Source organism: Hydrogenophaga sp., assembly GCF_051860785.1.
GTDB lineage: Bacteria > Pseudomonadota > Gammaproteobacteria > Burkholderiales > Burkholderiaceae_C > Hydrogenophaga.
The window spans coordinates 635,367-647,378 of record NZ_JBIMLB010000001.1 but is presented as its reverse complement, the minus strand read 5'-3'; the positions used below and the strand labels follow the sequence as shown (position 1 = coordinate 647,378).

General features: G+C 66.5%; 10 protein-coding genes. 6 read left to right on the top strand and 4 right to left on the bottom strand.

The window, feature by feature from the left end:
* The 4 genes from ACTIF6_RS02990 to ACTIF6_RS02975 form a co-directional block, all read left to right on the top strand.
* Positions 1-343 (top strand): methyl-accepting chemotaxis protein (locus ACTIF6_RS02990; protein ID WP_439586512.1); only part of this gene is annotated, 343 nt, incomplete at its 5' end.
* Positions 344-384: 41 nt separating this feature from the next.
* Positions 385-1,941 carry a methyl-accepting chemotaxis protein gene (locus ACTIF6_RS02985; protein WP_439586511.1) on the top strand — a complete coding sequence of 519 codons (1,557 nt, stop codon included), beginning with the start codon at positions 385-387 and terminating at the stop codon, positions 1,939-1,941.
* A gap of 120 nt (positions 1,942-2,061) precedes the next feature.
* On the top strand, positions 2,062-3,558 hold the full coding sequence (locus ACTIF6_RS02980) for a M20 family metallopeptidase (RefSeq protein WP_439586510.1): 1,497 nt from the start codon (positions 2,062-2,064) through the stop codon (positions 3,556-3,558).
* Between the two features lie 16 nt (positions 3,559-3,574).
* Complete coding sequence (locus tag ACTIF6_RS02975) at positions 3,575-4,432, top strand: alpha/beta hydrolase (protein WP_439586509.1); 858 nt, start codon at positions 3,575-3,577, stop codon at positions 4,430-4,432.
* Between the two features lie 15 nt (positions 4,433-4,447).
* Here ACTIF6_RS02975 and ACTIF6_RS02970 read toward each other — a convergent pair whose 3' ends face one another.
* The 4 genes from ACTIF6_RS02970 to ACTIF6_RS02955 are packed head-to-tail and all read right to left on the bottom strand — an operon-like array spanning position 4,448 to position 7,990.
* Positions 4,448-4,936 carry a YidB family protein gene (locus ACTIF6_RS02970; protein WP_439586508.1) on the bottom strand — a complete coding sequence of 163 codons (489 nt, stop codon included), beginning with the start codon at positions 4,934-4,936 and terminating at the stop codon, positions 4,448-4,450.
* A 50-nt stretch (positions 4,937-4,986) separates the two neighbouring features.
* Positions 4,987-6,162 (bottom strand): MFS transporter, encoded by a 1,176-nt coding sequence (locus ACTIF6_RS02965; RefSeq protein WP_439586507.1) that lies wholly within the window; start codon positions 6,160-6,162, stop codon positions 4,987-4,989.
* Positions 6,159-6,896 carry a 16S rRNA (uracil(1498)-N(3))-methyltransferase gene (locus ACTIF6_RS02960; protein ID WP_439586506.1) on the bottom strand — a complete coding sequence of 246 codons (738 nt, stop codon included), beginning with the start codon at positions 6,894-6,896 and terminating at the stop codon, positions 6,159-6,161. Before ACTIF6_RS02960 ends, ACTIF6_RS02965 begins: the two co-directional genes overlap by 4 nt.
* 2 nt (positions 6,897-6,898) lie before the next feature.
* Positions 6,899-7,990 carry an aminoglycoside phosphotransferase family protein gene (locus ACTIF6_RS02955; protein WP_439586505.1) on the bottom strand — a complete coding sequence of 364 codons (1,092 nt, stop codon included), beginning with the start codon at positions 7,988-7,990 and terminating at the stop codon, positions 6,899-6,901.
* Positions 7,991-8,124: 134 nt separating this feature from the next.
* Between ACTIF6_RS02955 and ACTIF6_RS02950 the strand changes: the two genes are divergently transcribed.
* Both ACTIF6_RS02950 and ACTIF6_RS02945 read left to right on the top strand, forming a co-directional pair.
* The gene (locus ACTIF6_RS02950) at positions 8,125-10,620 is read left to right on the top strand and encodes an LPS-assembly protein LptD (protein ID WP_439586504.1); all 2,496 of its coding nucleotides are present in this window, start codon (positions 8,125-8,127) and stop codon (positions 10,618-10,620) included.
* A complete protein-coding gene (locus tag ACTIF6_RS02945) occupies positions 10,613-12,004 on the top strand; it encodes a peptidylprolyl isomerase (protein ID WP_439586503.1) in 1,392 nt (463 codons plus the stop codon). The genes ACTIF6_RS02950 and ACTIF6_RS02945 overlap by 8 nt, the downstream gene beginning before the upstream one ends.
* Positions 12,005-12,012: the final 8 nt, after the last annotated feature.

Here is a 12,012-nt window from a genome sequence, read left to right as displayed (position 1 = left end):
CAACCTGGCGCAGCGCAGTGCGCAGGCGGCCAAGGAGATCAAGGGCCTGATCGGAGCGAGCGTGGACAAGGTGGAAACCGGCTCGCGGCTGGTGGCCGATGCGGGCCAGACGATGAGCGAGATCGTGGGCTCGGTGCAGCGGGTGAGCGACATCATTGGCGAGATCACGGCGGCAGCGGGTGAGCAGAGCGATGGCATTGGCCAGGTCAACGTGGCGGTGACGCAGCTCGACCAGATGACGCAGCAGAACGCGGCGTTGGTGGAGGAGAGCGCGGCCGCGGCAGAGAGCCTCAAGGACCAGGCCGCACGCCTGGGGCAAGTGGTTCAGATCTTCCGCCTGTAAGCCACCTAAATTTTCCCGAACACAAAAACGAGCTTTCGACCATGCAAGACCTGATGCGTCAGTTTTCCATTCGCACCCGCATGATGGGCGCCATCGCCGTCGTCCTGATGCTGCTTGTGCTGGTGGGTGGTGCGGGCCTCTGGGGCATGTCGCGTCTGCATGCCTTGAGCAGTGAATTCATGAATCACGCCTTCCAGGAAACCGTGACGCTCTCGCGCCTGCAGGTGGCGCTGGGCGACATGGGACGCTATGAGAAAGACATGATTGTTGGCTATGAAAAACCCGAGGCCGTGGCCAAGGCCAAGGGCCAGTGGCTGGCGGCGCGCGACACTGCGCTGGAGCAGATCGACCAGATGCTGGGCGGTGAAGAAGACCAGGACAATGGGCTGGTGCGCGAGATGAAGGAGCAGCTCACGAAGTACGTGGCCTTTGTGGAGCCCGTGAGCATGCAGCTTGAAAGCGGCGGCTACGACACCGCCACGGTGGCCAATCGCGTGCTGGCGCGCGCGCATGAACAGTACGACGGCCTGATCCAGAACCTCCGCAAGCTGGAGGGGATTCTGATCGCCAAGGCCACCGGTCTGGAGCAGCAGGGTGAGACCACCCGTGGGCAGACGCTCGCTCTGTTCGGTCTGGCCGTGGCCCTGGCCGCACTGGTCGTGGTACCCAGCACGCTGCTCAACATGCAGAGCATCTGCCGGCCTGTGGAAGAGGCGCAGCGCCTGGCGCACGCCATTGCCCGTGGCGACCTCACGCAGTCCGTGCAGGCGAATGGCCGCGATGAACTGGCCACGCTCATGAAGGCGCTGGGCGAGATGCAGACCTCGCTGGCCGGCATTGTGGGTCAGGTGCGCAACTCCACCGACAGCATCGGTACCGCCAGTGCGCAGATCGCCAGCGGCAACCAGGACCTGTCCAGCCGCACCGAGCAGGCCGCGAGCAGCCTGCAGCAGACGGCAGCGAGCATGGAGCAGCTCACCAGCACGGTGCGCCAGAGTGCCGATGCGGCGCGCCAGGCCACACAGATGGCAGCGGTGAACGCCGAAGTGGCCGCGCGCGGCGGGCAGGTGGTGGGCCAGGTGGTCACCACCATGGAAGAGATCAACCAGAGCAGCCAGAAGATCGGCGACATCATCAGCGTCATCGACGGCATTGCGTTCCAGACCAACATCCTCGCGCTGAATGCCGCGGTGGAGGCGGCGCGCGCCGGTGAGCAGGGGCGCGGGTTTGCCGTGGTGGCGGCCGAGGTGCGCAGTCTGGCGCAGCGCAGCGCTCAGGCGGCCAAGGAAATCAAGGGCCTGATCGAGGTCAGTGTGGAAAAAGTGGAAAACGGCACGCGGCTTGTGGCGCAGGCCGGCAGCACCATTGGCGAGATCGTGGCCAACGCGGAAAAAGTGTCGGCTTTCATTGGCGACATCACCACGGCCGCCACCGAGCAGTCGCAAGGCATCGGCCAGGTCAACACAGCGGTGAACCAGCTCGACCAGATGACGCAGCAGAACGCGGCGCTGGTGGAGGAAAGCGCGGCAGCGGCCGACAGCCTGCGGGATCAGGCGAGCCGGCTGGCCGAGGTGGTACGGGTCTTTCGCCTGGCTTGACGCCGACACCGTACGGCGCCCCCAAAGTGGGCGCGGCTGCCTATACTTGTTCCCTGGCCATCGCGGCGGGTGAAATGTCCCCGGCGCGTGGCTGCCCCCACGCCTTCGGAGACCACCGCCATGAATGCCCGCCTGCCCCCCACCGCGCTCGATCCGGCCGCCTTACAGGCCCATGTGGAGGCGAGCTGGTCGAGCTCCATCGTGCCCGAGCTGGTGCGCTACATCGAGGTGCCCGCCAAGTCGCCCGCCTTCGACACCGACTGGGCCACCCACGGCTTGCTGGATCGGGTGCTGCACAGCGCTGCGGACTGGGTGCGTGCGCAGCAGGTCGAGGGCCTGACGCTGGAAATCGTCCAGTTGAACGACATGCAGGGCAAGCCGCGCACGCCTGTGCTGTTCTTCGAGGTGCCCGCCAGCGCCGGGCGGGACGGTACACCGGCGCCCGCTTCCGGTCAGACCGTGCTGATGTACGGTCACCTCGACAAACAACCCGAGTTCACGGGCTGGCGCAACGACCTCGGTCCCTGGACGCCCAAGATCGACGACGGAAAGCTGTATGGACGGGGTGGCGCCGACGACGGGTACGCCGTGTACGCCAGCATTGCCGCGTTGCAGGCGCTCAAGGCCCAGGGCGTGGCGCACCCGCGCATCGTCGGCCTGATCGAGACCTGCGAGGAAAGCGGCTCGGGCGACCTGTTGCCCTATGTGGACGCACTGCGCACGCGCCTGGGCGACGTCGGCCTGGTGATCTGCCTGGACAGCGGCGCGGGCAACTACGACCAGTTGTGGCTCACCACCAGCCTGCGCGGCATGGCCAGCGGTGTGCTCAAGGTGGAAATCCTCACCGAGGGCATCCATTCGGGTGACGCCTCGGGCCTGGTGCCTTCGAGCTTTCGCATCATGCGCCAGGTGCTCGACCGGCTCGAAGACAGCGCCACGGGCCGCCTGCTGCCGGCCAGCTTCCATTGCGAGGTTCCCGCCGAGCGCGTGGCGCAGGCGAAGGCCACGGCCGCCATCCTGGGCGACGAGCTCTACAAGCGCTTTCCCTGGGCGCACTACGACTGCGGCGGCGCCACGGTATTCGCGCTGCCCACCACCACCGACCCGGTGGAGGCCCTGCTCAACCGCACCTGGCGGCCCACGCTGTCCGTCACGGGCGCCGAAGGTTTCCCGGAGCTGCGCAACGCGGGCAACGTGCTCCGGCCTTACACCGCGTTCAAGCTGAGCCTGCGCCTGCCGCCGCTGGTGGACGCGCCCGCTGCGGTGCAGGAGCTCAAGGTGCTTCTGGAGGACAACGCCCCTTACCAGGCCCGGGTAACCTTCGAGGGCGAAGGCGCAGCCAGCGGCTGGAACGCGCCGAGCACCGCGCCGTGGTTCGAGCAAGCCTTGCAGTCCGCTTCGCAGGCCCATTTCGGTGCGGGCTGCGGCACCATCGGCCAGGGCGGCACCATCCCGCTCATGAACATGCTCAGCAAGGGATTTCCCAAGGCGCAGATGATGGTCTGCGGCGTGCTCGGGCCCAAGAGCAACGCGCACGGCCCCAACGAATTTCTCCATCTCGAGTACGCACGGCGTCTCACGGCCACGGTGGCGCAGGTCATGGCCCGCATGCCCTGAATTCGCGGGCAACACCATGTCCGAAACCACCCAGGCTCCCTTCACCCTGCGCGACGGGTTGAATCTGGCGCTGTACGACTGGCCGCTGCCCATGCGCTGGCGTCCCCGCGCGGTGGTGCTCATCGTGCATGGCCTGGGTGAACATGCCTGGCGCTACGACCCGGTTGCGCACCGCCTCAACGAATGGGGCTTCTGCGTGCGCTCCTACGACCAGCGAGGCCACGGCGAATCGGGTGGTGCACGTGGCGTGCTGCCCGACGAAGACGCCTTGCTGGACGATCTGGCCGAAGTGATCGAGGACACGCGGCGCCACATCGCCGAGCCCTGGTCGTGCCCGCTGATCCTCATGGGGCACAGCATGGGTGGCCTGGTCGCGGCCACCTTCGTGCAGCGCGGCATGGCGCGGGTCGATGGACTGGTGCTCTCCTCACCGGCACTCGATGCGGGCATCGGCTGGCTGCAGCAGAAGCTGATCAACCTGCTCTACCGCCACGCGCCCAACTTTGCGCTGTCCAACGGGCTGGACGCGAGCAAGATCTCGCACAACGTGGCGACCGTGGAGGCTTACAGGAAAGACCCGCTGGTGCATGACCGCATCACGGCCCGGCTCGCGCATTTCATCAACAGCAACGGGCCGCAGGTCATCGCCGCTGCGCCACGCTGGGCCGTCCCCACGCTGCTGATGTACGCCGGGGCCGACCACCTGGTGCGCCCGGCGGGCAGCCGTGCCTTCGCCGCGGCCGCCGCGCCCAGTGGCAAGGTGCATACCCAGGCTTTCGAAGGCCTGTACCACGAGATCTTCAACGAGGCCGATCCCTCGGCCGTATTCGGCACGCTCAAGGCGTGGCTGGACGTACAGGCTCCCGCAGGCTAGGCGCCTCGCTCGTGGTCAGCGGCGCTGTTGCAGCAAGCCGCCGAGCATGCCCATGAGGTCGCCGGCGTTGCCACCATTGCCGCCCAGCAGCCCACCCAGGTCGTTGTCGGCGGGCAGCTGGCCCTTCGGCGTGAGTTGGTCGATCAGGCCCGGCAGCAGTTCGGCCAGTGTGCCGGAGGCTTGCTGCGGGTTGCCACCGAGTTGCGAAGCGATCATGCCCATGAGGTCCGGGCCGAGCGCGCCGCCGAGTTGATCGCCTGAAACCGGCTGGTTGGCGCCGGTGCCGATCCACGACTGCACCGCATCGCCAAGACCCCCCGATTGCAGCTTCGCCAGCAAGCCCTGCAGTCCGCCCGAACTGGCGAGCAGACCGCCCAACAGGGTGATCAGCATCTGCGGATCCATGCCACCGGGCAGGCCGCTGGTCGAAGGGGATGCCTGCCCTGGTGATGAGCCCATGCCGGCCTGGGTGGCCGCGCCGATCAGTGAGTCCAGAAGTCCCATGGCCTGCCCTTTCAGTGGAGTGGATGGTTGCCGGTTGCCTGCCTGCAGTTTCAGGTTAGATTCTGTGCCTGTCGACGCACCCATGCAAGCCAGAGCAGTGCGATGCCGGTCAATACCACCGGCACCAGCGAGCCCACATTGAGCCAGTGCCAGCCCTGTGTGGTGACCAGAGCGCCCGAGGCGAATGAGGTGAATGCCATGGTCGCGAACACGCAGAAGTTGATGGCGGCCTGCGCGCGGTCTTTTTCCTCCGGCCGGTAGGCCTGCAAGGACAGCGTGGTACTCCCGGTGAAAAGGAAGTTCCAGCCCACGCCGAGCAGAAACAGCGCGATGAGGAACTGGTGGAAATCCACCCCGGAAAGGGCAATGGCGATGCAGGCTGCATTGAGCACCACCCCCACGCCCATGATGGTGAGCACGCCAAAGCGCTTGATCAGGTGACCGGTGATGAAACCCGGCGCGAACATGCCGATCACGTGCCATTCCAGCACCAGAGCCGCGTCTTCAAAGGGAAATCCGCACACCTGCATGGCCAGCGGTGTGGCGGCCATCAAAAGGTTCATCACACCGTAGCCCAGAGCCGCGCCAGCGGTGGCCACGATGAAGATCGGTTGCCGCACGATCACGATCAGCGGGCGGCCCTGGTCGACCCTGGACGCCTTGGGTGGCAGCGGCGGGAAGCTCATGAAAGCGATGACCGCCATGGACAACAGCGCCACCACCGCCAGTGCCAGATAAGCGCCGGCAAACGGCACGCCCAACCAGTCCTTGGTGCGGATGGCCAGATTGGGCCCGAGCACCGCGCCAGCCAGGCCACCGGCCAGCACCAGCGAGACCGCCTTTTCCCGGAACGCCGGGGCGCTCAGCTCGGCGGCGGCGAAGCGGTAGAGCTGGCCGTTGGCGCTGTAATACCCGGCGATCACGGTGGCAGTCACCAGCAGCCAGAAGTTGCGGTCCATCACCGCCCAGGCGCACAGCAGTGCCGAAACCAGCGCCACCAGCAACCCGATCTGGAACGACGCCTTGCGACCCAGTGCGCTCTGCGTGCGCGCCACCAGCGGGGTGGACAGCGCACCGCCCACCACGTAGCCCATGACCGGCAACGTCGCCATCCATCCCAGCGGTGCCAGCGACAGGCCCACGAGGCCATTGATGGCAATGAACACCACGTTGTTGGTGAGGAAGAGACCTTGTGCGCCAGCCAGCAGCCAGAGGTTCTTGTTCATGGGGCAAGCGAGATCACCAGTGCGGCCAGCGCAGCGGTTTCTGCGCGCAACACCCTCGGACCCAGTGTCACGGGCAAGAAGCCAGCGGCCAGGGCCAGGGATTCTTCCTGGGGCGTCAAACCCCCCTCGGGTCCGCTGAGAAAGCGCACGGGTGAAAGCGCAGAAGCACGCGCCAGGAGAGAGGGCAAAGAGTGGGTTCCTTCGGCCAGCGAGAGCAGGCAACGCAACTCGGGCAAGGTTGGGTCCCCTGGCGGAAGTGCCTTGAGCCACGCGGCCAGTTCGCCCACCGCATGCACCTCCGGCACGCGGTTGCCCCCACATTGCTCGCAAGCCGCGATGGCGACCGACTGCCAGTGCGCCTGTTTTTTCGTGGCCCGTTCACCCGCCAGGCGCAGCACACTGCGCGCGGTCTGCAAAGGTTGAAGGCTGGCGACGCCCAATTCAGAGGCCTTCTCCACCAGCCAGTCCATGCGCTCGTTGGCGGGCATGCCCAGGGCCAGGTGCACGGCCCGACCCGGTTCGCGTTCAATGGCGTGGTGCAGGCCCACGATCACGCGCACGTCGTTGCGACCCATGAGGCTGATGGTGGCGCCCCACTCGCCGCCGTCGCCACTGAAGAGGGTGATGTGTTGCCCGGGTTGCAGGCGCAGCACCTGGACGTGTCGCGCCGCGGTGGCCGGCAGCGACAGCACCTGCCCCACGACCAGTCGCGCCGGGCAGTGAAAGCGGGGCATGGTCAGACCCGTCCGAAAGCGTAGCCCGAAGCCGCCTGGAGGCCTTCCACCTCGTCGATCAGCTTGAGCAAGGGACCGAGGGCGCGGTAGCGGTGCGCGGTGTGGCGGATGTAAGCGATGAAACGGGGCGTGTCGGCCAGGTATTTGGGTTTGCCGTCGCGCAGCGTGAGGCGCGCGAAGATGCCTGCCACCTTCAGGTGGCGCTGCAGGCCCATCCACTCCACGCCACGGTAGAAAGCGCCGAAGTCGCTGTGCCAGTCCTCGAAATCCATCAGGCCGGCGGCGCGCGCCTTTTCCCAGTAACGCACGGTCACATCGATCACGAAGTCCTCTTCCCAACTCAGGAAGGCATCACGCATCAGGCTGGCGATGTCGTAGGTGATGGGGCCGTGCACTGCATCCTGGAAGTCGAGCACGCCCAGTTGCTGTGCCGGGGTTTCACCGGGCTGCACGGGCAGCATCAGGTTTCGCGGCATGAAGTCGCGATGCACATGGACCATGGGCGAAGCCAGGTTGTGCGCCACGATCGCGTCGAACGCCTTTTGCAGCGTCTGGGACTGCGCGTCGCTGAGTGCGAGCGCCTTGTGCTTCTGCAAGTACCAGTCGGGAAAGAGTTGCAGCTCGCGCCGCAGCAGCGCTTCGTTGTAGGGCGGCAGCACGCCGGGCCGGGACGACAGTTGCCATGCCAGCAGCGCATCGAGGGCCTGCATGTAGCGCGCATGGTTGGCCTGCGCGTTGCTTGTGTCGATGCCTTCGAGCATGGTGTGATGGCCGAGGTCGCTCAGCAGCATGAACCCCTGTGGCTGGTCCCAATCCATCACCTCCGGCACCAGCAGGCCGGCGTCGCGCATGAGGTGAGCCACCCGCACGAAGGGTTCGCAGTTCTCATGCTCCGGTGGCGCGTCCATCACGATCAGGCTGCGACCCGCCTGCGTGTCGATGCGCAGGTAGCGGCGGAAACTCGCGTCGGCCGAGGCCGGCCTGAGCGAATCTCCCAACACGCCGAATTTCTTCCCCAGGGGTTCCAGCCAGGCGTGGAAGGCGGCTTCCCGGGAGGCATCGGACCACGCAACGGCGGGGGTGGGCAGGGTCATGGTGTTGGAGGGTATCGGGCCGGCCGTGTTCGGTCTGAGCGCGTGACGGGCAGTGGATAATGCCTGCTGATTCTACAAACCCCCTGCTGGGCAGGTTGCCGGCTCCCACGCGTGTCCAGGCTACCGCGCCAACAATGTCTTTCTCCTTGAACCGTCGCACCGACCCGCTGCGCTCAGACCCTGCTTGCCACAGCAGGCGCGCGTTCTCCTTTGTGGCCGCACCCGTTGCGCGGGGCGTGCACGTCCTGCTCGCCTTGCTCGCACTGGGCACCCTGGCCTCTCCTGGCGGGGTGCGGGCGCAGTCTGGCGATGGTGATGAGGCGCCCGCCGCACCCGCCGTGGGCCTCAAGCCCAGCGGCATGCTGCAGGAGACCCTGCCCGAAGGTGCACGTCAACAGGCGCCTACCTTTATCTCGGGCGACCGAATTGAAGGCCAGACCGAGGGGGTGACTGCGGTGGAAGGCTCCGCCGAGCTGCGCCGCCACGACATCGTGATCCGGGCCGATCGACTGCAGATCGACCAGAGCAACAACGAGTCCCGCGCCACGGGCAACGTGCTCATCAACCGCGATGGCAACCGCTTTCGTGGTCCCGACCTGCAGCTCAACGTGGACACCTTTCAGGGCACCTTCACCCAGCCCACCTTCGAGCTGCTCCAGAACGAGGGCAAGGGCGACGCAAGCCGGGTCGATTTCCTCGACAAGGACCACGCCAACGCCTACGACGCGCGCTATTCCACCTGCCCGCGCACGCCTGGCGCGGACTGGATGCCCGACTGGATGGTGCGCGCTTCCCGCATCGAGTTCGACAACGTCGAGGAAATCGGCAAGGCCACCAACGGCGTGCTGGAGTTCAAGGGTGTGCCCATCCTCGGCGCGCCGTACTTCACTTTCCCGCTGACGGATGCGCGCAAGTCGGGCCTGCTGCCCCCGACGCTGAACATCGACAACATCAGCGGCCTCGAGTTCACGCAACCCTACTACCTCAATCTCGCGCCCAACTTCGACGCCACGCTTTACCCCACGTTCATGAGCAAGCGCGGCGTGGACCTGGGCGCCGAATTCCGTTATCTGCAACCGAGCTATACCGGTCAGGTGCGCGGTGCGTTCATGCCGTCGGACCAACTGCGCGACGCCGATCGCTGGGGCTACACGCTGCAGCACCAGCAGAACCTGACGAACCTGACCAATCGCCTGGGCGTCCACGGTGCCGCTGGCCTTTATCTGAACCTCAACCGCGTGAGCGACGACGACTACTGGCGCGATTTCCCCCGTGCCACCTCATCGCTGACCACGCGTTTGCTGGCCAGCGACGCTGTGGTGAGCTGGGGGCGTGGCCCCTGGGCGGTGAGCGCGGGCACCTACAGCTGGCAGACCCTTCAGGACATCGACGCGCCCATCACGCCACCGTACGACCGCCTGCCCTCGATTGCCGCCCGCTACAGCCGGGGCGACACCCGCATCGCTGGCCTGGGTGGCTGGGACTGGTCGGTGCTCACCGACTTCACCCGTTTCGAATCGAATCCGCTGCTGACTGGCCAGACCAACGGTTCGCGCACCCTGTCGGTGGCCGAGATCAGCCGCCGCTGGCTCGCGCCGGGCTGGTTCGTCAAGCCGCGTGCGCAGCTGCACGCCACCCACTACAACTTCGACAACCCGCTGGCCAATGGCGCGCGCAGCGCCACGCGCGTGGTGCCCACGGTCAGCCTGGACAGCGGGCTGGTCTTCGAGCGCGACGCCAGCTACCTGGGCCGCTCCTTCGTTCAGACGCTGGAACCGCGGGCTTTCTTCACCTGGACGCCGTTCCGCGACCAGAGTCTGCTGCCCAATTACGACTCCGCCACGAACGACTTCAACCTCGCCTCCATCTTCTCCGAGAACGTGTTCGGCGGAAACGACCGTATCTCCGATACCCGCGCCCTCACGCTGGGCGTGAGCTCGCGCCTGCTGGACCCTGACACGGGTGCCGAGATGGTGCGTGTGGGTGTGGCCCAGCGCTACCTGTTCCGCGACCAGAACGTCTTCCTGCCCAACGCCAGCGGCCTGCCCGGTGGCGACCCCGTGACCGAACGCCTGAGCGACATCCTGGTTGCCACGCGCGTGCAGTGGAGTCCCCGCTGGTCGGTCGACACCAACGTGCAGTTCAACCCCAGCAACCGCGAATCGGTGCGCACCACGCTGGGCGGACGCTACACACCCGGCAACTACCGTGTGTTCAGCGCCGCGTACCGCCTGCAGCGCGGCACCAGCGAACAGTTCGACATCGGCTGGCAGTGGCCGCTCAACGACCTCTGGAGCGAACCCTCGTACAACAAGGTGCCCGGCAGGGGCCTCGGGCCTGGCCAGTGGTACAGCGTGGGTCGCATCAACTACAGCGTACCGGACAAGAAGGTGGTCGATCTGGTGGCCGGCTTTGAGTACGATGCCGGCTGCTGGGTGGGGCGCGTCGTGCTCGAGCGACTGCAGCGCAGCGGCGCCACCGCCAACCAGCGTATCCTGTTCCAGCTGGAGTTCACCGGGTTCTCGCGCCTGGGCTCCAATCCGCTGAGAACCCTCAAGGAAAATGTGCCGCGCTACCAGTACCTGCGCGAAGAGATCAACCCGCCCAGCCGGTTCCAACAATATGACTGACCGCTTCTTTCTCCACATCCGCCCGCCGATCTGGCTGGCATGTGCCACGCTGTTGTGGTCCCTCTCTGTCCACGCGCAGGGCCTGCGGTCCTCGGGTCAGCTCGACGTGCCACGCAGCGCGCCCGCTTCCGCGGGTGCATCCAATGTGCAGGGCACGGCCGACTACATCGTCGCGCTGGTCAATTCCGAGCCTGTGACCAACAACGAGGTGCGCCAGCGCCTGGTGCGCGTGGAACAGCAAATGGCTCAACAGGGTGCAGCCATGCCCGCGCGCGATCAACTGGCCCGCCAGGTGCTCGAACAGATCATCAACGAGCGCATCCAGATCCAGCAGGCCACCGAGCTCGGCATCACCGTGAACGAAGCCGATGTCACCCAGGCCGAGGAATCCATTGCTGCGCAGAACCAGCTCAGCCCCGAACAGTTCCGGCAGCGCCTCGCCGCCGAAGGCATGGACATCAACCGGCTGCGCAACGACCTGCGCAGCCAGATCCTGCTGCAGCGCGTGCGCGAGCGGCAGGTGGATTCGCGCGTGCGCGTGACCGAAGCCGACATCGACGATTTCATTCGCGAACAGCAAGGCAGCAATGTGCTGGCCAATCTGGAGCTCAACCTGGGACACATCCTTTTCATCGTGCCGGAGGGTGCCAGCCCCGAGCGCATCAAGGAGTTGCAGGACAAGGCACAAGGTGTGGCCGAGCGCGCGCGCGCCGGAGGTGACTTCGCGCAACTGGCGCGCGAGTTCTCCGAAGCGCCGGAGCGCGTGAACGGCGGCCAGTTCGGCATGCGGCCGGCCGAGCGCCTGCCGTCGTTGTTTGTGGACGCAACGCGCTCGCTCAATGTGGGTGCCGTCGCCGGTCCGTTGCGCAGCCCCGCAGGTTTTCACATCCTCAAGGTGCTCGACAAGCGGCAGGCTGGCATGCCCGACGTCAACGTGAACCAGACCCGTGCGCGGCACATTCTGCTGCGCCCCGACGGTCAGCTCAGCCAGGCCGACGCCGTGGCTCGCCTCAATGGCTGGCGACAGCAACTCGCGAGCGGTCAGACCACTTTCGAAGCGCTCGCGCGCGAGCACAGCCAGGATGGCTCGGCCAGCCAGGGCGGCGACCTGGGCTGGGCAAACCCAGGCCAGTTCGTGCCCGAGTTCGAACAGGCCATGAACAGCTTGAGGCCAGGCGAAGTGTCGGCCCCGCTGATCTCACGGTTTGGTGCGCACCTCATCAAGGTCGAGGAACGCCGCCAGACCCGATTGTCGGCGCGCGAGCAGCGCGAAATCGTGCGGGGCCTGGTGCGCGAGAAGAAAACCGATGAAGCCTTGCGGGCCTGGGGGCAGGACGTGCGCGGTCGCGCCTTCATCGAATACCGCGAAGCGCCTCAGCGCTGAAGCGCGGC